Origin of the sequence: Coprococcus eutactus (genome assembly GCF_025149915.1) — a bacterium.
Lineage (GTDB): Bacteria > Bacillota > Clostridia > Lachnospirales > Lachnospiraceae > Coprococcus > Coprococcus eutactus.
The window spans coordinates 2118317-2139545 of record NZ_CP102278.1 but is presented as its reverse complement, the minus strand read 5'-3'; the positions used below and the strand labels follow the sequence as shown (position 1 = coordinate 2139545).

At 43.6% G+C, this 21229-nt stretch carries 19 protein-coding genes and 1 riboswitch; of the genes, 13 read left to right on the top strand and 6 right to left on the bottom strand.

What is annotated here, in order from left to right; translation table 11 throughout:
- The first annotated feature begins 49 nt into the window (after nt 1-49).
- The 3 genes from NQ536_RS09300 (at nt 50) to NQ536_RS09290 (ending at nt 3581) form a co-directional block, all read left to right on the top strand.
- Nucleotides 50-550, top strand: coding sequence for an NUDIX hydrolase (locus NQ536_RS09300; protein WP_022058184.1), 501 nt, complete (start codon nt 50-52; stop codon nt 548-550).
- Nucleotides 551-813: 263 nt separating this feature from the next.
- Entirely contained in the window at nt 814-3231 is a 2418-nt protein-coding gene (leuS, locus tag NQ536_RS09295; RefSeq protein ID WP_044997757.1) for a leucine--tRNA ligase, read from the top strand.
- Nucleotides 3232-3404: 173 nt separating this feature from the next.
- The gene (locus tag NQ536_RS09290; RefSeq protein ID WP_004849229.1) at nt 3405-3581 is read left to right on the top strand and encodes a hypothetical protein; all 177 of its coding nucleotides are present in this window, start codon (nt 3405-3407) and stop codon (nt 3579-3581) included.
- On the opposite strand, the gene NQ536_RS09285 is transcribed toward NQ536_RS09290, so the two are convergent.
- From NQ536_RS09285 to NQ536_RS09270, 4 genes are all read right to left on the bottom strand, one after another.
- Nucleotides 3574-3912: a helix-turn-helix domain-containing protein gene (locus NQ536_RS09285; RefSeq protein WP_004849226.1), complete on the bottom strand. Its 339-nt coding sequence runs from the start codon at nt 3910-3912 to the stop codon at nt 3574-3576. The two genes, NQ536_RS09290 and NQ536_RS09285, sit on opposite strands and share 8 nt — an antisense overlap.
- 184 nt (nt 3913-4096) lie before the next feature.
- A complete protein-coding gene (locus NQ536_RS09280; RefSeq protein WP_004849224.1) occupies nt 4097-4351 on the bottom strand; it encodes a hypothetical protein in 255 nt (84 codons plus the stop codon).
- A 35-nt stretch (nt 4352-4386) separates the two neighbouring features.
- Complete coding sequence (locus NQ536_RS09275; RefSeq protein ID WP_022058182.1) at nt 4387-4971, bottom strand: hypothetical protein; 585 nt, start codon at nt 4969-4971, stop codon at nt 4387-4389.
- 168 nt (nt 4972-5139) lie between these two features.
- Nucleotides 5140-5403 carry a hypothetical protein gene (locus NQ536_RS09270; RefSeq protein WP_044997756.1) on the bottom strand — a complete coding sequence of 88 codons (264 nt, stop codon included), beginning with the start codon at nt 5401-5403 and terminating at the stop codon, nt 5140-5142.
- A gap of 362 nt (nt 5404-5765) precedes the next feature.
- Here NQ536_RS09270 and NQ536_RS09265 point away from each other — a divergent pair, with 362 nt between their 5' ends.
- From NQ536_RS09265 to NQ536_RS09255, 3 genes are read left to right on the top strand one after another with little or no spacing between them, the layout of a single operon-like run.
- Nucleotides 5766-6800, top strand: coding sequence for a hypothetical protein (locus NQ536_RS09265; protein WP_227909638.1), 1035 nt, complete (start codon nt 5766-5768; stop codon nt 6798-6800).
- A complete protein-coding gene (locus NQ536_RS09260; protein ID WP_004849217.1) occupies nt 6801-7658 on the top strand; it encodes a TPM domain-containing protein in 858 nt (285 codons plus the stop codon).
- 16 nt (nt 7659-7674) lie between these two features.
- Complete coding sequence (locus NQ536_RS09255; RefSeq protein ID WP_004849214.1) at nt 7675-8598, top strand: hypothetical protein; 924 nt, start codon at nt 7675-7677, stop codon at nt 8596-8598.
- A gap of 195 nt (nt 8599-8793) precedes the next feature.
- On the opposite strand, the gene NQ536_RS09250 is transcribed toward NQ536_RS09255, so the two are convergent.
- Nucleotides 8794-9504, bottom strand: coding sequence for a hypothetical protein (locus NQ536_RS09250; protein ID WP_004849213.1), 711 nt, complete (start codon nt 9502-9504; stop codon nt 8794-8796).
- Nucleotides 9505-9747: 243 nt separating this feature from the next.
- Here NQ536_RS09250 and NQ536_RS09245 point away from each other — a divergent pair, with 243 nt between their 5' ends.
- The 3 genes from NQ536_RS09245 to hisS all read left to right on the top strand — a co-directional run bounded on the left by NQ536_RS09245 (nt 9748) and on the right by hisS (nt 15319).
- Entirely contained in the window at nt 9748-11526 is a 1779-nt protein-coding gene (locus NQ536_RS09245; protein WP_022058769.1) for a MutS family DNA mismatch repair protein, read from the top strand.
- Between the two features lie 266 nt (nt 11527-11792).
- On the top strand, nt 11793-13850 hold the full coding sequence (locus tag NQ536_RS09240; RefSeq protein ID WP_004849209.1) for a hypothetical protein: 2058 nt from the start codon (nt 11793-11795) through the stop codon (nt 13848-13850).
- 203 nt (nt 13851-14053) lie between these two features.
- Entirely contained in the window at nt 14054-15319 is a 1266-nt protein-coding gene (gene hisS / locus NQ536_RS09235; protein ID WP_004849207.1) for a histidine--tRNA ligase, read from the top strand.
- Nucleotides 15320-15410: 91 nt separating this feature from the next.
- Here hisS and NQ536_RS09230 read toward each other — a convergent pair whose 3' ends face one another.
- Entirely contained in the window at nt 15411-15917 is a 507-nt protein-coding gene (locus tag NQ536_RS09230) for a YqeG family HAD IIIA-type phosphatase (protein ID WP_004849205.1), read from the bottom strand.
- Between the two features lie 333 nt (nt 15918-16250).
- Here NQ536_RS09230 and NQ536_RS09225 point away from each other — a divergent pair, with 333 nt between their 5' ends.
- From NQ536_RS09225 to ribD, 4 genes are all read left to right on the top strand, one after another.
- Nucleotides 16251-17390 (top strand): hypothetical protein, encoded by a 1140-nt coding sequence (locus NQ536_RS09225; RefSeq protein WP_227909639.1) that lies wholly within the window; start codon nt 16251-16253, stop codon nt 17388-17390.
- Nucleotides 17391-17419: 29 nt separating this feature from the next.
- Entirely contained in the window at nt 17420-18001 is a 582-nt protein-coding gene (locus tag NQ536_RS09220; protein ID WP_004849203.1) for a hypothetical protein, read from the top strand.
- Nucleotides 18002-18023: 22 nt separating this feature from the next.
- Entirely contained in the window at nt 18024-19676 is a 1653-nt protein-coding gene (locus tag NQ536_RS09215; protein ID WP_004849202.1) for a vWA domain-containing protein, read from the top strand.
- 107 nt (nt 19677-19783) lie between these two features.
- Nucleotides 19784-19914: riboswitch (FMN riboswitch) on the top strand.
- Nucleotides 19915-20014: 100 nt separating this feature from the next.
- Complete coding sequence (ribD, locus tag NQ536_RS09210; protein WP_004849201.1) at nt 20015-21163, top strand: bifunctional diaminohydroxyphosphoribosylaminopyrimidine deaminase/5-amino-6-(5-phosphoribosylamino)uracil reductase RibD; 1149 nt, start codon at nt 20015-20017, stop codon at nt 21161-21163.
- Nucleotides 21164-21229: the final 66 nt, after the last annotated feature.

Sequence of the window (21229 nt, the reverse complement as noted above, 5' to 3'; positions counted from 1 at the left end):
AAGGAAAAAATATGAGCAATTAAAGAAGGAAGAAAGAGGACAAGTAGAGATGGAATACTGGGATATTTACGATGTGAACAAGCAGCCGACAGGGCGCACTATGAAGAGAAATGACTGGAATATGAAGCCGGGGGATTATCACCTCACAGTGCTCGGTGTGCTTCAGAACAGAGAGGGAAAATATCTGATAACCAAGCGTGTCATGACAAAGGCGTGGGCAGCAGGCTGGTGGGAGGTATCCGGCGGCGGAGTGCAGGCGGGAGAATCATCCATAGAGGCTGTCAGACGAGAGGTGATTGAGGAGACTGGTATAGACATAAGCGATTTCGATGGAGGTCTGCAGTTTACATATAGAAGAGATAACCCGGATGAGAAGGACAACTACTTTGTGGATGTGTACAAATTCACAGGTGACTTTGAAGAAAAGGATGTCAGACCTCAGGAGGCGGAGACCGATGGTTTCAAGCTGGCAACTCTGGATGAGATAAAGGAATATGCAGAACAGGGGATATTCCTTCACTATGACAGCATCAAGAAAGTATTTGGATAAGAGCGGCAGTTTGTGATATGCAGAAAGTGAGAGAAAAGCAAAAACCGGCATATCATGGTGAACAAAGAATATGCAGGGTATATACTAAAAAATAGTTTGAAAAACACAGCTAATATGCTAATATAGTTAAGATTAGAGAGAATAAGGCTGAAAATACGCTGCAGCCTGAACAGATAATGATCAAAGCATAAAGCATCAGAATTATCAAAAATTGATTGATATTAAAGATATCAAAGAATAATTTCAAGGAGGCATTTTCAAAAATGGCTGAGACATACAACCACAAAGTCGTTGAAGGAAAGTGGCAGAAGGTCTGGGATGACAACAAGGCATTTGCTGCTACAGATGATTATTCAAAACCAAAGTACTATGCGTTAGTTGAATTCCCATACCCATCAGGACAGGGACTTCACGTAGGTCACCCAAGACCATACACAGCGCTGGATATAGTGGCAAGAAAGAGAAGAATGCAGGGCTACAACGTTCTGTATCCAATGGGCTGGGATGCATTTGGTCTCCCTACAGAGAACTATGCGATCAAGAACAAGATCCATCCAAAGGAAGTAACCAAGACCAATGTTGCAAGATTCAAGAAACAGCTCCACTCACTTGGATACTCATTCGACTGGGACAGAGAGATCAACACAACAGACCCTGAATACTACAAGTGGACACAGTGGATATTCCTTAAGCTTTTCAAGGCTGGTCTCGCATACAAGAAGGAGATGCCTATCAACTGGTGTACATCATGTAAGGTTGGTCTTGCAAATGAGGAAGTTGTCAACGGCGTATGTGAGCGTTGCGGCAGCGAGGTTGTCCGCAAGGTTAAGTCTGAGTGGATGCTCAAGATCACAGATTACGCAGACAAGCTCATCGAGGGACTTGACGGCGTGGATTACATCGAGCGTGTAAAGGTTTCACAGAAGAACTGGATCGGACGATCAACAGGAGCTGAGGTAGATTTCTCAGTAAAGGGCAAAGAGGACAAGCTCCGCATATATACAACAAGATGCGACACACTGTTCGGAGTAACATACATGGTAGTTTCACCAGAGCATCCAATCCTTGACAAGTACAAGGATGAGATCGGCAACTGGTCAGACATCGAGGCATATCGTGAGCAGGCAGCAAAGAAGAGCGACTTCGAGCGTTCAGAGCTTGCAAAGGATAAGACTGGTGTATGCATAGATGGGCTCACAGCCATCAACCCTGTAAATGGCAAGGAGATCCCAATCTATGTTTCAGACTATGTACTTATGAGCTACGGAACAGGTGCTATCATGGCGGTTCCAGCACATGATGACAGAGACTGGGAATTTGCAAAGAAGTTCGGACTTCCACTCATCCAGGTTGTTGCAAAGGATGGCGAGGAAGTGGATATAAATGAGGCTGCATTTACAGACGTGGCAACAGGAGTGCTTATCAACTCAGATTTCCTCAATGGACTTGAGGTAAAGGATGCAAAGGAGAAGATGATCAAGTTCCTTGAGGAGAAGGGTATCGGTCAGGCAAAGACCAACTACAAGCTCCGTGACTGGGTATTCTCACGTCAGAGATACTGGGGCGAGCCAATTCCTATCGTTCACTGCGATAAGTGTGGTTATGTACCTATCGACGAGAGCCAGCTTCCGCTGCTTCTTCCAGAGGTAGACAGCTACATGCCGACAGACAATGGCGAGTCACCACTTGCAGCTATGACAGACTGGGTAAACACCACATGTCCATGCTGTGGTGGCCCTGCAAAGAGAGAGACGGATACCATGCCACAGTGGGCTGGATCATCATGGTATTTCCTCAGATATACAGATCCTCACAACACAGAGGCTCTTGCAAGCAAGGAGGCACTCAAGTACTGGCTTCCTGTTGACTGGTACAATGGAGGAATGGAGCATACAACACTTCACCTTCTGTATTCAAGATTCTGGCACAAGTTCCTGTACGATCAGGGCGTAGTTCCTACACCAGAGCCATACCAGAAGAGAACATCACATGGTATGATCCTCGGTGAGAACGGCGAGAAGATGAGTAAGTCAAGAGGCAACGTTGTAAATCCTGACGACATCGTAGATGTATACGGTGCAGATACACTTCGTACCTACGAGATGTTCATCGGAGCATTTGACCTTGCAGCTTCATGGTCAGAGGACGGTGTCAAGGGCTGTAGAAGATTCCTCGACAGAGTATGGAAGCTTCAGGACAGCGTTACAGATGAGAAGGGCTACTCCAAGGATATGGAGACCAAGATGCATCAGGTCATCAAGAAGGTTTCAAATGACTTCGAGAACCTGAAGTACAACACAGCTATCGCAGCCATGATGGCACTTCTCAACGACTTCTACAAGAAGGGAAGCGTAACAGCAGATGAGTTCAAGACACTGCTCATTCTGTTAAACCCTGTTGCACCTCATATCACAGAGGAGCTGTGGTCAGTAAAGAACTACGGCGGATATGTATATCAGCAGACATGGCCAGAGTTCGATGAGACAAAGACAGTTGAGTCAACAGTTGAGATTGCAGTACAGATCAACGGTAAGACAAAGGCAACACTTGCAATCGGCAAGGAAGATCCTAAGGATGAGGTTATCGCAAAGGCTAAGGAAGTAATTGCCGACAAGCTTACAGGTAACGTTATCAAAGAGATTTATGTTCCTGGACGTATTGTGAATATAGTTATGAAATAAAGCTATATGTTTATTCAGAAATGAGTAGATAATAAAGAGATAGAAAAAGGTTGTGCGGAGAAATATATTCCTGCACAACCTTTTTCTCTTTGTTTTTTTGCCTTACAAGGTAGAATATAGTAGATGCTTAGCTAAAGTGGTTAAGAAGGGAGGATTACAATACTGCATGTGAAATGTTTAGCAGGATCATCGCAAACGAGGCCATAAGGTTCAGCATTCTTACATTGAGCAGAATGTTACATAAACACTATGGTGAGCAGGTGGTTGTATCCAATAAGGAGTCCGGAGATGGTTACTGCGATATTATGGTGCAGGTAGCAAATTATTTTATCATTATTGTGACTACTTAATATACGGCAGCACACTCTTCACAATATTCTTGATAGCGTCTCTCTTTGACAGAGGAACAGTCTCAATGATGTGGCTGAGGTCGTCATTTATCATGACATCACGGGCGCCGGAAGAGATATCCGGAGTTCTGCCAAACAGAATATAGTCGGTGGAGGTGCCGAGAGCTAGAGCGATATCAGTCAGAGTGTACAGACTCATGGTTTTCTGACCGTGTTCTATCTCGTAGACAAAGTGGGCAGATATGCCAGCCTTCTCTGCAAGTTGCTCCTGAGTAAGTTTGAGTGATTTCCTTATTTTCTTTATGCGCTTGCCTGCTTCAAATATATCCATTATAAAACCCTTTCGATGTAAGAAGTATACGAGAACCCTTATGTGGAAGAGTTCCCATAAAACAAATATAAAAATAGGTCAGACATAACGGCACTGGCTATAAGCGACAAAACACGTATAAGTATATCCTGTAGATATATAAAAATGAAATATATCTACGGGATAGGGTATACGTGGCTGCTGGCTACAGAAAACTTCGGAGCATATTGATCTTCTGCTTTTCTTGGGGAGACATTCCCTCGGACAGGATATCGATCACAATCTCGGATTCTGCTTTGCTAAATGACAGATCACGTTTCTTCAGCTCGTTGTTGATCTCCATGAGCTGCGGGAGAATCTGTTCTGGAGACATGGCCGTTGCGGTGTGGGAAAGACGAAATAGGATCTCCCTTTTAAGCGGGTGCATATTTCTAAGTCTTGGGTCGTTTTGAAGATTCATATAAAAAGTCCTTTCTGGAAATAATTCAGTCAGATCTATAGATTATTCCGATCATATTCATCGAACAGATCCTGGATGGAACCGTACAGGTCGTCTGATGTATGAATGTCTTGTGCAGCCTGGGAATCATTTGAATACGGGTTATCTTGAGCCTCATCTGCATAAGAGCTATTCTGGTTTTCACAACCGTTCGGTCTGTAGTGTTCGTACAGGGGTTCAGTATCATTTTCTGATGATGAAGAGGTGCCAAACAGATTGGAGAACAGGCCGCTGCCCCTGGATCCTTTGCCAGACATTTCCTTCGATGCCTCCATCACCTTCATCATATCCATCATTTTTTTGATATTTGCAAATTGTCCCTGGACATCAGGAAAACCGCATGCAGCAAGAGAGGACAGGATGTCATCCTGGTTATTGATGTCCTTGTGGAGACCGCAGCTTTCCATGTAGTTTCTGTCCTGAAGACAGGAGAGGATAGACTGGAGCTCCATGATCTTTATGTACATGGCAAGTGGTGCTTTCATGTTGTCAGACACAAATGGAAGAATTGCCTCGAGCATGAAAAGACTGTCATCACGTATTAAGTTGTCGAGGGGATGACGAAAATTACCACTAAACATGTGCCTCTCCATTATGCATACTCAGATGTCGGCAGACCTTTGCAGTTATACTATAATCTATGTGTGGAGTAATAAAAAAATACCAGCAGAATTGCTCCTGCTGGCATAGATTAAGAGCACAAAACACAAGTTTATGCTTCGTCTTTAGCTGTGACTGACTCCGGGCTGTTAGCAGCAGCCGCAGTCATTTCCGCAGCCACCGCAGCCACAGCCGTTGTTGCTGTTACCGCAACCTCCGCAGCATAACAGGAGAAGAATTATCCATATACAGCTGTTGTCGTTACCGCAGCCGCCTCCGAATCCGTTGTCGCCGCAGCCACCGCAGAAGAGAAGAAGAATGATGATAAGTGTGCAACTGTTGCATCCGCAGGAACCTCCGCAAGAAAGTCCGTTTCTTCCACAAGCACACTGTGTTGCTGATAAGTCACTCATGGTAAGCCTCCAATGATTTTGTTCATGGTATACCATATTCTGAGGCATGAAATGTGTTACAAAAAATTACGAAAAAATATCGTTTTAAAACTGAGATATAAATCAATCTTAATGCAGTCAATTCAATGTTCTAAAAAATGGGACGGTATGGTATAATGAGCGCAAGTGAGCCAACATGCTTGCATGATTGGTGAGCGGCGAATTGGATCATGATAGTTGCGACAGCAACGGAAAGCACCGTAGGTGCGAATCATGATATAGAGAACTCGCAATAAGGGGGAATCAGGCGAATCCCGGTGAAAAAACGGAGCCGTGCGCTGAATGTGCACGAATATCATCAAGTGTATTTTAAGGGGCAGTTGATGACAGGTAACAAGAAAATATATCAGAAAAAGGACAGGGGGAATAATAAGTTGTTATATCGCTGTGTAAATTGTGGCGGCAATGTTGTGTATGAGCCATCGAAGAAGATGATGATCTGCATGAGCTGTGGTGGCAGTGAGTGTCAGGAAGTAGTTCCGTCAAAGGAACCTATGGTCTGTGTGAATTGTGGTTCACAGATTCCATACACAGAGTTTCAGTCTGCGGGACGATGTCCGGCATGTGGTACATATCAGCTCAGGGATGATAAGGTCAGTTATCAGTATGGCGCGGATGCGGTGCTTCCATTTAAGATATCAAAGCACGAGGCAGAGGAAAAACTCAAAGAAGAATTTGGAAAGAAGTTGTTCCTGCCGGGATCGTTCCTTTCCCAGAAGACACTGGAACATCTCAAGGGAGTATATGTTCCATTTTGGATGTATGATTACGACTCAAATGTGGACTATCAGGCGGTTGGAACGAAGGTGAGAACCTGGACATCCGGAGACAAGAGGTACACAGAGACTTCATATTTTGATGTAGCAAGAAAGATACATGTCAACTACCAGGGAATCCCGGTTGATGCTTCCATAGCCATGGAGGATGGCATCATGGATCTCATGGAACCATATGATTATGCGGAGCTTATAAAGCATGACAATAAGTTTCTTTCGGGATTTGAGGCTGAGACATACAATATGCCGCCAGATCAGCTTGCATTCAGGGCACAGGAAAAAGCTGACAAGGCGAACAGGGGCTGGATACGTGAGTATACCAGCGGTTATGACACGCTCACAAGCGAGAGATTCACAAGCAACAACAGGCAGACCGGAACAAAGTTTGCACTCATGCCGGTATGGGTGTATGAGTACAGATTTCAGAATCAGAACTATAAGTTCTACGTGAACGGCCAGACGGGTAAATGTATCGGGACACCGCCTAGAAGCATAGGTAAGGCGGTCGGACTGACAGCCCTTGTTATGGCATCAGTATTTATCGGACTTGACGGATTATCATTGTTATTGGGGGTGCTGTAAATGAATAAAACATTAAAGAAATTCCTGATAACTATGTTTATAATAATGGGCATCGGTATCGTGTTTATTATTATGTATTTTGTGAAGTCCAGTGCAAATCTGAAGCATGATGCTAGAAACAACGAGGCTTGCAAGACAAATGAACGTCTGTTTGATTATGCAGACAAACTCACGGATTCACAGGAATCCACCATCAGGGCGGATATAGAAGCCATACAGGAAAAAGTAGGTATGGATTTCGTTATATTTATAGTAGACAGCAGCACAGATCTGTCAGATATTGGTATGTACATAGGTGACAGCTGGCAGCTGGCAAGTGATCTGTGTGACTATTACAGATTTGGCTGGGAGGCATGGCCTCAGGGATCTTATCTTGATGGATATGATACGAGCACAAGTGTCGTGATAGTTGCAAATTGGGATACTGGAGATCTTGGATATTCCACAGGCGGAAAGGCAAGGGACAGAATCAGCAACTCAAAGGCACAGAAGATAGTTGATTATGGATGCAAGATTCTTCGCGATGATCCTGTGGGAGGATTTGAGAGAATGATAAGCAAGACACAGAAGGCTATGGCTGGAAGTGGTCATGGAATCAACTTCCTGTCACCATTTATATGCTTTGTTGTTTCTCTTGTGCTTTCTATAATCTTCTTCTGCATCAACTATTCAAAGAAGGCTGGAAAGGACACGACGACAGCGTCCACATACAGTGACGGAAATGCACAGATCATTGACAGAAGAGATATATTTATAAGAAAGGAAGTTCACAGTGTCAAGATTCAGTCGTCATCTGACAGCTCTGGCGGTTCTGGAGGCGGAGGCGGTGGACACGGCGGTGCCAGTGGACATTTCTAAATAATCTGGAGACAATATGTTTAAGAACAAAAAGTTTGAATGTTATCTTTTAAAAAACAGAATACCTGGAGTAGTGCTGGCTGTCCTTATGACAGTGTTCATGTTGATGATGGCAGGGCGATTTGAACTGTTTAACAGACTTGACAGCAAGACATACAGGACACTCAATGAGATAGAGAGCATATCAAATCCATATGGCAGTGATGTTAAGATCACAGTTGATAGGGCGGACTACCTCGGATATGATTATTTTGTTGACTCGGAGAGACAGGGAAGCTATTACATTTGTCAGCAGGATGGGCGGTATGCGATACTTCTGTTAAAGAGCAATGATGACGTAGTACTCAATTATACTATAAAGGGAAGAATGATATCCGGAGGAAGTGAGTACTCATCGATCATAGATGGGATAACATCAGATATGGGGATTGCCGTAGCACAGCTTGAGACGAGAATGTATCCCCTCATAATAAGCGAGGTGGATTTCCCAAGGATATATTACAACATGATGCTCCTGGTGCTGATAGTGACAGTGCTTTGGTCTGTATATGTGATCGTCAGATGCATATACGAGGTGAGTTGCCCGTGGAAGGTACGCAGTGTCAGAGATGTTCTTGGAAAGCGGGCTGACAGGCAGACTATCAGAGATATAGACTCCCAGCTCAGGTATGAGATGTATTACGATCAGTATGGAATAGCTATAACGGACAAATACTTTGTTTGCCATGGGATGTGGCACACGGATGTGGTTGCGTTGGACAACATAGAGACATTCAAGAAGCTCAGGACATCCTCAAACATAGGATCAGGCAAAAAGAAGATATATAAGCTTCTCATGGTCGATGTGGATGGAGTTACATATGAGCAGGATTTTCGCTCGGAAAAAGACATCAATGAAGCTCTTTCATATCTGTCGGACGATAAGAGAGTTAAGAGATAGCAGTCAAAATGTAACTTGCAAGATAATATAAAAGCCAGTATAAAAGTCAATTTTAAATTGGGCATAGAACAATACCTATAGAACAATACCTAACCTATAGAACAAAAGGCGTCGCATGCGATATATAGATTGATTAAGATCTGAATTGCATGCGGCACCTTTTGTGCATAAAGCACATTTTCTGATAATACGGATTTATACGTCTAGCTTGTCCTGTTCCTCAAGAACTGCAGGATCCTCTGATGTATCGGAAAGTCCCATATACTCATCACCGATTACATCGGCACTCTTTGAGTCTGCCGCCTGGGCAACAGCACCGGTTGCCTCTGCGATGACGTCCTCAGTCTCTGCAACGGCCTCGGTCACAGCCTTGGCTGTCTCCTCGTCAGTTGCCTCTGAAGCGGCACTGATTGAAGCATCATTGCCTGAGATGGTGACGTCCGATGCGGAAGATTCGTCTTCACTCTCACCGTGAAGTGTGAAATACTCACGGTCTGCATCCTCCGGATGATCCATCTTGTCCTTTATAGTATCCTTGAGCTTGTCGTATTTGTCAGATACGGTATCCTTTGCTTTTTTTACTGTGTCTGAATCCTTTACCTTATGGTAAGTATCCTTCAGTGCTTCCTTTGCCTTCTGGACAGACTCAGAATCCTTTACTTTATGATATGTTTCTGAGGCTGCTGATGTTGCCTTTTGGACATTCTCATTTTCTTTTATCTTTCTGACGGCTTCAGAATCCTTAACCTTGTGATAAGAATCTGAAGCTGCTGCTTTTGCTTTCTTTATGGTGTCGTTTGATTCAACAGTCTGGTATGCTTTTGTGGCCTTGAGCTTGTCCTTAAAAAGGTAGCACACGCCGCCTGCGGCTGCGAGGGTAAGAGCTAATTTAGTTAAATTCTTCATAGTATATATCCCCTTTCTACTAATGTATATAACTTATCCATTTATTTTAATATGTATTCGCCTCAAATGCAATAATTCAGATATTAATATAGTGTGTAAATAACGTGAAGATTGTATAAAATTTCAGAGTTTATAGATGTTTTTCAGGAAGTTCATAGACATTTAATATTTGCGCATTATATATAGTATATGCTATATTCAAACATAGTGCTTAAAACTAAAAACGAAAGGGTGTTTGATCGTATGGAGAAATACAGAGAACAGTTGGATGATCTGAAAAAAGAAATAAAAGAACTTGAAGGAAGATCCACGACATATTCAGGCGTGAGATTTGTGAGCTTCATTGTAGCTGTGGCAGGACTTATCATAGGAATATACGACAGCAGGAGCGTGTTTATTGCCATAGGTATAGTGCTTGCAGTGGCGTTCATAGCCATGGTGTTTGTACATGGTAAACTCAGTGAAAAGCTTGAATATAAGAAGGCTGAGGCTGAGGTGCTGAGAAGGTATGTTGCCAGGTTCGGTGATGACTGGAAGAAGTTTTGTGAGAACGGAAGCGAATATTTGGGTAAGGATGATCTTTCTGCTAAGGATATGGATCTTCTCGGACAAAACTCACTGTTTCAGTTCATATGTACGGCCGGAACAGAGGAAGGACGACGCAGCCTTGCAAAGAGTATCAAAGATCCTGGATATGATATTGCGATGATAGGAAAACGTCAGGAGGCGATAAAGGAGCTTGGCGAAAAGGATGATTTTTCACTTGCCTTTGAGACTCTTGGTGTGAAGGCCGGAATGGGAAAAAAGAAGAAATATACAGCAGACGAGTTTGTCGCATACTGCAGCAGTGATGACCATATACCGGGGATATTCAATATGCTTAGATTTGTGTTCCCACTTATAACTGTGGTACTTTTTGTGCTCGGCATCATGAACAGGATAAATATCGGATGGACGCTTGTGTCATTCTTTGCCGTACTGCTGTTTTCGTGGCTGTTTTCAGGCGTTGCGGGACAGGCGGTAATGCCGATGATATCATTTGGATATGTCCTTGATGACTATATCAACATGTTTGAACTTATATCCAGAGAGCAGTTTGAAAGTGAGCTTCTCTGCGATATCAGAGAAAATCTTTCTCAGGATTCAGGAGCGCTGGCAGCGATAAAGAAACTCAGATCCATAAGTGCAGCGTTCAATATCAGATACAATCCTATAGTTCATCAGCTCCTCTGCGGACTTACGATGTGGGACTTCCATATCGGCAGTATGATGGACAGATGGAAGAAGGACAATGGCCAGGATGTCGCAGGATGGATAAAGGCTGTTTCTGACATGGAGGAACTTATGTCATTTACAGTCCTCACCAGAACAAGGGATGTGGTGTATCCACAGGTTGGAGACAGTGCAAATGTGCATGTTGAGGCGAAGGGGATGAGACACCCACTCATAGCGCCTGAGGTGGTTGTTGAAAATGATGCAAGCTTTAAGGGTGGCGCGGCGATAATAACGGGAAGCAATATGTCTGGAAAGACTACATTCCTCAGAACACTGGGAATCAACCTTGTGCTCGCATATGCAGGGGCGCCGGTGTGCGCTGAATACATGGAGACTGATGTCATGAAGATATTTACTTCGATGAGAGTGACGGATGATGTAAGCAATGGTATCTCTACATTTTATGCGGAGATTCTTAGAATAAAGACTATGGTGGAGTACCGCAAAGAGAATAAGCCGATGCTGTGCCTGATAGATGAGATATTCAAGGGTACTAACTCGGCGGACAGGATAGTTGGAGCAACACAGGTCATCAGGAAGCTTGCTGCGGCAAATTCAATGACACTGGTGTCCACCCATGATTTTGAACTGTGCGATCTCAAGGCGGAGGATGGAACACCTGCGGTGAACTATCACTTTGAGGAGTATTACGAGGGTGACCAGTTAAAGTTCGACTACAAGAAGAAGGATGGAAGGTGTACCACGACAAATGCCATGGCGATACTTCATATGGCTGGACTTGCCTGACGAAAAGCACGGTAAAAATGCACAAAAATGCGAAAAATATTAGTGACTATATTTTTGAGTAATTATGCACAATGACAATTATCAGTAATAACCAAAAACTTTGTTGAATGATTTTACCAAATATGATATATTTGGAGTAGTGATTTTATGGGGAATGCCATAGGAATATTTCGTTAGATATAAAAAAAAATAATAACAGACGTGAAAAGATGCGTTAAACAACTTACACAACAACAAACGCAACAAACAAAGGAGGTTGACATATTATGTTACCAGCAAATATAGGACAGGCGGGGGATAATGCATTATCTATTGCTGCATCCAGCAATAAGGGAACTCTTATTCGTTATCTGAATGATCAGGTAGAAGACGGATTTTATACACTGGTTATAGACAGCTTAAAGGATTCCAATTTTGATCTGTCAACTATGACAGTTGACGATGAGGTACGTGCCCAGTGTACAAAGCTGTATGAGCTTGCTGAGTTCGTGGACTTCAATATAAAGGCGACTGGTCACTATGCGATTGAGGAGTGGATAGAGCCACTGTTCAGATTTGTATATGGCGATATAGACCCAACTGATATCGATACACCTGTATCAGCTACTGGTGTGTACAGATACAGTGTGTGGCTGCTCTATTTGTTGCAGCTAGAGAAGATCCCGGAGTGTATGAAGCTCATAGGAGACAAGATCGCACCACTTCTCATCAACATTTCATATCAGATACTTGAGGATGATGACAGACCAAAGAACTTCGACAAGGCACTTCTTGGCTACCTTGATCTCATCAATGTAGTTATGGAGATGGATATATCCGCTGACGATATCGGTTCAGATTCATATATCAACAACCTTGAAGTCCTTTATGATTATGTTATAGAGGATGCACATGCACCTAACGATTATAAGATACAGCTGTCTATCAATCTGTTCTCAATATATATTGCAAACAAGCAGTATGAGAAGGCATTCCAGTTCTATGGATTGAATGCAGAGTACATACCTATAGATAACCTGTCGGTATACTCTAATTTCAAGGAGCTCATTAAGAATGTTACAAGCACAGAGGCTGCCAAGATACTTAGCAGCAAGGTGGCTTCAGAGATATCCAAGCAGGAAGTATACAATAAGAGAATAGATTCATTACTCAATGAGACCTGCGCATTTACAAAGAAGGTATATCAGGCTATCGAGAATGAGCCAGAGGTCAAGAAGGTACTTCAGACACTTGGTTCAGGAGCGCAGCTCAGTGGACGCCAGAACATACCAGAGGGAGCATACGAGTACAACAAGCTCTTCATTGAGTGTGGAATAAAGGCATATGTCAACTCTGATATAACACAGAAGTCATATGAGGAGAAGTATGAGAGCCTGGAGATTCTCTCAAAGGCACTCAATGTTCTGTTCGAGGGATACAGCCTTTATGAGGTATCCAACAAGATAGAGGATCAGTACATAGAGCTTACATGGTGTTGCAACTTCCTGAATGCCAACCCTGCAATGCTCAAGGCATTCTTTAGCGTAAAAGAGAAGATCAAGGTATTCGATGTAAGAAAGAAGTCAATTGTAGAGAAGAACAACAAGAACAAAGAAGTTTACTCAATGCTTGACAACAGACAGAAGATACTGCTCTTCATGGCAGCAGAGGATATGGTTGTCAACGGACTCAACAGCACAAAGAAGATGGTACTTGCATCAAGCTATGATATCAACACAGCAAAGAAGTACCTTCACGATACATATGTTAGAACAACTCTTCCAGAGAAGTACAAGGAGGAGAATGAGCAGGGTGGCGGCGGATTGTTCGGCAAGAAGCAGCAGGCTATGCCAGCGGATCTTGTATCATTGTGCAAAGCAGCTGTGGTTGAGGAGATGCTTTGTAAATCAGAGTTCCTGTATCATCAGCATACACTCAAGGGGCTTGACAAGCCAACCGCAGAGGAGATGACATATTCCGTTGCATGTCTTATCAAGTGTATAAACCACATGATAAATAAGAAGAGCAAGGCAGCAGCTGCACCTAACAAGAAGGTCATAATCACAAAGACAGGTAAGGTTATAGAGCTCAATGATGAGTCAGGACAGGCACCAGATAAGCAGGAGTCAGGAATCATCGAGGCTATAGAGAACATAGTTGTTCAGCTTAAGGACAAGAGCGAGAGCAATGTGAAGTATGTCAAAGATTACATTGAGGATCTTCTGAATACTCTTATGAAGTATAATTGGGATATGAATGTACAGCTTGACGAGTTCTCAGGTGAGGAACTCAGAAACAAGGCGTTCACAGTTATCAAGAAGCTCAACTATGATCTTCTCAGATAATAATATATAGCATACAATAAAACCACCGGAATGGCATTGTCTGATCAGATCAGCCGTTCTGGTGGTTTTTGTTTTGCAGGCAGCGAAAAAAATATATAATACCACGGGTTTGTTCAGTGAATGTCTGTTAGTACTGGAAAAAGTCAACACTATATGCTAGAATAGATTGGATTTGAAAAAAGATAAGATCAGGAGGATTAGAAATGGCAAAATTCATTAAGACACCAGTAAAAGGTATGTGTGATCAGCTTCCGGCTGATATGAGGCTGAGAGAGCATGTGCTTTCAATGATAAAGACAAGTTATTCCAGATTTGGATTTACACAGATAGAGACTCCTGTTATGGAACATATAGAGAACCTGACGAGCAAGCAGGGCGGCGACAACGAGAAGCTTATCTTCAAGGTTATGAAGAGAGGAGCGGATCTTGCCAGAGCTATAGATGCAGGTAAAGGAGAACTGGCGGACAGCGGACTCAGATATGATCTGACACTCCCTCTTTCGAGATACTATGCAAACAACAAGGAACAGCTTCCAAGTCCTTTTAAGGCACTCCAGATCGGACCGGTATTTCGTGCGGATCAGCCTCAGAAGGGCAGATTCAGAATGTTTACACAGTGTGACATAGATATTCTTGGAGACAACACAAACCTTGCAGAGATAGAGCTTGTGGCAGCCACATCAGATATGCTCTCAGGGATATTCTCAGAGGTTGGTATAACAGATTTCACGATCCACATCAACGACAGGCAGATACTCCGCGGAGCAGCAAAAAACGCAGGCTTTGCTGAAGACGACATAGCATCGATACTTATAAGTCTTGATAAGTATGACAAGATTGGCCTCGACGGAATAAGAGCAGAGCTTACAGAAAATGGATACGATGCTGCCATGGTAGACAAGTATCTCGAGATATATCAGAATCTTGGAGATGTCAGCTGTGCAGCTTTCTGTAAGGACATCAATGAGAACTGTCTTGATCCAAAGGTGGTTTCAAACATGGATGAGATCATCTCAAGTGCCAGAACAATGGTTGCAGATGGCGTTAAGATCGTATTTGATCCTACTCTTGTAAGAGGAATGGGATATTACACAGGTCCTATATTTGAGGTTACTATTGATGATTACAATTTCTCCATCGCAGGTGGCGGAAGATATGACAAGATGGTGGGAAATTTCTGTGGACAGGATGTTCCCGCAACGGGATTCTCAATTGGATTTGAGCGAATCATCACTATTCTTAAGGACAAGCTGGACAACGGATATAAGATAGATGCTGACAATGTTGCAATCCTCATCCACAAGGATGTAACTCTTGACAAGAAGCTTGAGATATTCAAGGAGGCGAAGGAGCTTCGCCAGGCTGGCAGGACAGTCACAATACAGATGATGAGAAAGAACATGAAGCAACAGATAAACATGCTTGAGGCAGAGGGATACACTGAGTTCAAGAAGGTGTATAACGACTGATTCTGAGAGCAGTCGGGTGATAATATAAAAATGGGCTGACACTTAAATGACCGGTTGATCGTTTAGTCACAGCCCATTTTTATTTTGTCTTTTATCTTACAATGCCGTGTTTCTTTTTGAAGTAGGCTATAAACGGTTTTTCAATGATCCTTTTCAGAGTTATCTGAATCTCTTCATGGCTGGTGTCTATAGGTTTTACAAGTATTGTGTGTATGCCAAGACTAGCGCTTCCGATTATATCTGTATATATCTGGTCGCCTACAGCTAGGGTGTTTTCTACGGTGCAGCCAATCTCGTCCATAGCGCGTATGTAACCCTTCTTGGAAGGCTTTCCTGCCTTGTATATGTAATTTACCTTCATCTTTTTGTTAAATGTGGCAACTCTTGGTTCCTTGTTGTTTGAGACTAGGCAGACCTTGAAACCGATGGCTTTCAGCTGTTCCATGAGCTGTATGGCTCGTGAGGTTGCCGGTTCATTGTGCCGCACGAGTGTGTTGTCAATGTCAAACAGAATACCCCTGTAGCCCATATCGTAGTATTTTTTGAAATCTATTTTGTAGGTGGATGAGTAATATTCATCCGGCAGAAATCTTATCATATACAATCCTCCAGTTTAAGCGTTGGAATCAATCGTGAAACATTATACCATAAGTGGAGTGGCGCGTGTATAAGCACTTAATAAAATTATAAAATGCCTTATCCGCGCACTTTCATGTTTTTAATTTCCTGCAAAACATGTATAATAGAAATAATAAGTTTCTGGTATAAGAAAATATTATTATGATCATATCGAAAACATATGACAATGGATAACTGTGTCGTAGACATGGATTGGAGGGGGATTACAATACACGGGGCATATGTAATAAGAAAAGAGAAAAATAAATATTTGCTGGACGTTATCAGCCCGTATGAGGCTTTATACTGCTCTGTGTTTGGGGTACAGGCTGACACTCTGTCGTATTCTCAGGATGGCATGTGCAGGCGTATGTTTGATGAGCTTATCCAAAAGCTCAACTACAGAGAGCGTACGGTTATAAGCGAACTGTACGGTTACGGCCGTGAGAGGCGAAGTATATCAGATATAGCGGCAGAACTTGAGTGCGATACCGATGAGGTTGATAGGCTTAAGGACAGCGCTCTGGGAAGGCTTAGGGATCCGGATAACTACATATATCTGGAGAAGAGATGGTACTCTGGAAATGACATTACGAACACAGAGAATGAGCTGGATTACAAGGGGAAGCTTCAGACTGAGATACTCAGATATCTTTCGGGGCAGAACACAGATATAGATTATATAACTGCTGTGATGAAGAGAAACAACATTTCTGTGAAAAGGGTGTATAGGAATGTTCCTGCGGCTGAACCGGGCGGTGACAGATTTGAAGCCATATTTGCGGGAAAGAAGAATATAGATGAGACCATAAAGGCTCTGAGAGAGTTCAAGATATCGGCAAAGCCAGTGGAGAGCATCAGAAAGAAAAGAACTCAGAGGGGAAATATAGAGACCGTGCTCATATCGCAGGATGGCGTGGAGCAGGCATATAAGTACAGTGGCCTGAGCGATGAGGATGTGGCAGAGTGTGTGTACCATGTTCTGACTGACAGTGAGGAGGGGCATGGATGCATATTGGATTTCAATATACCAGACAGTCTCATGGGACTTTTGCTCTTGCGTGGATATCTGTATCTTGGAAGCCTTGTGGACGATAGGGAGGATATATACCGCGGACTTTCGGATGCGGGTTTTGATACGCAGGCTGAAGAGTTCTCCAAATTTGCAGACAAGGCCGAGGTGTATATCGCAGACAGGACGCACGCATCGATGACTTTTGTGGTGGTTCCGCCTGATGCCGCGCGGCAGATCTGCGACGACGATCCGGTGGATTATCATGAGCTCCTGTCAAGTGCAGAGGCTGTGAACAGGGAATTTGCAGTCATGCTCATAAGAAATGCGAAGAGGGAGTTCGCGGATTTTGCTGGACTTACAGTGACGGAAGCTGCACGGAATAAGCTTCAGACTATGGGAAAGTTAATGGCGGATGACACACCGGCGGATGCGGTGTAGTGTGGCGCTAAAAAGGAGGAATAACGAAAATGGGATTGGTTATGGTCAATATAGTAAGCCTGATCATGTTTGGCCTGGTCATCGTGATGTTCGTTTTGGCAGACAGCATAGGAGGCATAGCGATAGGTATCGGACTCAGTCTGATATGGCTGGTGTTTACCATTGCGGCAAATATACATATACTCAAGGGAAGACGGTCAACGGAGAAGCTTAAGGACAGTGCCAGGGGGCACATGTTTGATGCCCAGATAGAGAGGCTCAACAGACAGTATGAGAGTATAATGTCTAGAGAAGAATACTTCCATAAGAATGTTGAGGAGGGTAGCGGAGTCCGCAATCTGTATGAGGATATAAAGGAGCAGGCGCAGAGTAATATGGACAGTGCGATAGGATTTATACAGACGTATGATTATTATACAAGACCTCAGCCTGTGTATCTGGATAACCTGTGCAGACAGGGGGATGAGTTGGTGAGAAAGTTTAATATTCTAGTTGAAAAGATGGTGGATATAGACACCAATCTCAGTACGCTGGATATGAAGTATGTTGACGATGTAATAGAGTGCATGAACAATATGAGACAGAATACAGGCAGTCAGGGCATGAGTTGACACACATAAAAAGGAGGAAGAAATGGATAAGAGGACAAAAGGGATAGTGACAGTTGGAGTGCTGATGATCATAGTCATGGTGGCGGTGATCATCGGTGTTGTTGTAAAACGTGCGGGTAACATATCGTCTGGAGGTGGCGGTATATCCGGTACAAAACAGGACATGACACTTGATGAGATGTATAATGAGCTGGATGTGGAGCAGGCAACTCCTGTAAAGGGCACAGTTACCCTGGATACGCCGGATCTCTATGATGAGCTTCCAGAGATTGACAAGTATCCATTGTCAGTTGAGGGAAGTGGAGATGTCGATATAGAGATATTCACATCGGGAGAGAAGGCCGGAAAGGACAATGATTCGTGGCTTATAGATGTGGCTTCATCGTTCAACTCATCAGATGTGAAGACATCAGATGGAAAGACGGTGTCCATGAGCGTACGTTCGGTGCCGTCCGGAACGGCTGCAGACTATATCATATCAGGCAAATATCTGCCGGATCTCTATACACCGAGCAATACGCTGTTCGGCGAGTATGCAATATCAAACAACGGTAGCCTTGAACTCTATGCTGACAGGCTGGTAGGAAATACTGCCGGGATCCTTGTTAAGAAGGACAGTGGCTACACCACAGCCGACGAAGTTATAAAGGCTGTACAGGACAACAAGATAACTATGGGATACACAAACCCTCAGACCAGTGCTACAGGACTCAACCTGCTCCTCACACTGCTTCGGGGCGGAGATGACAATTTTACTAAGTTCAATGCAAATATACCATACGTTGCATATACGACACAGCAGATGAGAGACAGTGCATCAAACGGAACTCTCGACGCCATGCTGTCAGAATACCAGGCATATATCAATGATAACAATCTCACATCGATGTATGACTTTATCGCATTTGGAGTGCGACATGACAATCCGGTGTATATATGCAATAAGTCGGGAAAGACTGCTGCAGAGCTTGAGGGTGTTAAGCTTGTGGTAGATTATTGCAAGAGCGATGAGATGCAGAAGATAGCAGCCCAGAAGGGATTTAATGCCAATGACGATTACACATCAGCAGAGGAGTTTTCGGGTGCGCAGGTCACACAGGGTCTTAAGACTTACAAGAAGACAAAGGATAATGGAAAGGATATAATTGCTGTGTTTGTGGCTGACTGCAGTGGTTCCATGGACGGAGATCCTATGAACCAGCTCAAGAACAGTCTGACAAATGGAGCGCAGTATATCAATGATAATAATTATGTCGGTTTGGTTAGCTATTCAAATTCAGTTACGATCGAGGTTCCAATAGCACAGTTCGATCTCAACCAGAGATCGTATTTCCAGGGCGCAGTGAACAATCTGATTGCTTCTGGCGGAACTGCCTCATATGATGCGGTGGTGGTTGCCGTGAAGATGATAACAGAGGCAAAGGCTCAGCATCCGGATGCCAAGTGCATGCTGTTTCTTCTTAGTGATGGATATGCAAACAACGGATATTCAATGGACGAGATAACCTCAGCACTCAGGACATCTGGAATACCGGTTTACACCATAGGTTATGGAGATGACGCGGATACAGGTGAGCTTGCAAGGCTGTCAGGTATAAATGAGGCTGCGTCAATCAACGCCGACAGCGATGATATTATTTACAAGATAAAGAGTTTATTTAATTCACAGCTTTAAAAAATAGTTGCATTCCTGATATAGATGGACTACAATATAGACGTTTTAAAACGGACTTTCAGGTAATTGTTTTAAAACTGCTGGAATTTATGACAACTTAATACGATGATGATCTTCGGGGGTGAGTGCAATTCTCCACCGACGGTGTTTGGGGTAGCCCATAAGTCCGTGAGCCGTAAGGCATGATCCGGTGTGATTCCGGAACCGACAGTATAGTCTGGATGAGAGAAGTATTATATATTTTGTTAAACAGCATCTGTGATGTGATTTTTATGTGACATGGTGCGAAAAAACCTCGGAGATATTCTTCGAGGTTTTTTTGTTGGGAAGGTGAGCGAATGATAGACAATCATATAGATGATGAGTTTAATCTGGCATACATGAGACGCGCAATTGAACTTGCGAAAAAGGGAACCGGCGCGGTGAATCCGAATCCGCTTGTGGGCGCGGTTATCGTGAAGGCTGGGAGAATCATAGGCGAAGGCTATCATGTGAGATACGGTGAGCTTCATGCAGAGCGCGCTGCATTTGCCAGCTTGGCTGATCCTGCGGAGGCAGAGGGAGCTGTCATGTATGTGACGCTTGAGCCGTGCTGCCACTTCGGCAAACAGCCGCCTTGTGTAGATGCGATCATAGAACATAAGATCAGAAAAGTGTATTGTGGCTCTGATGATCCAAATGCGATGGTAGCAGGAAAGGGATTTAGGAGACTACGTGATGCCGGAATAGAGGTGTATACGCATTGCTTGAAGGATGAGTGCGATGCGTTAAATGATATATTTTTCAAGTATATCATAGCTAAGAAGCCGTATGTGACAATGAAGTATGCCATGACGATGGATGGCAGGATAGCTACACATATTGGGGCAAGCAAATGGATAACAGGCGAAGCTTCAAGGGCATATGTGATGGAGCTCAGGAACAGGCATAAGGGCATAATGGCGGGCATAGGAACAGTGCTTGCGGATGATCCGATGCTTACATGCAGAATAGAGAATGGCATAGACAGGGATACTGATAATGTCAGAAATCCGATCAGGATAATATGTGACAGTAAACTCAGGATCCCGGAGGATTCCAATATCGTACAGACTGCCGTAGAGATCGAAACAATAGTGGCGACAACGCCTGATGGTGCAGCGGATACAGCAAAATGTGACAGGCTGAGAGAAAAAAGTGTAAGCATCATAGAGACGGACAGCACAGACGGGAATGTGGATCTCGGACAGCTCATGGATATACTTGGCGGAAAGGGCATAGACGGAATACTGCTTGAGGGCGGCGGAGAGCTCAACTACAGCATGGTATCAGAAGGACTTGTGGATGAGGCATGTGTGTTCATTGCTCCAAAGATATTTGGCGGTGAGGGCAAATACAGTCCTGTATCAGGAACGGGTGTTGATGTGCCTGCTGATGCGCATATGTTCAGACTTGAAGAGGTCAGAAGATTTGATGAAGATGTGATGCTCAGATACAAAAAGGTTTAGGAACTCCCGAAAATGGATCAAGTGAATGAATCTGTTACGGACCGGATTAGAAAAAGAATTCTGAGG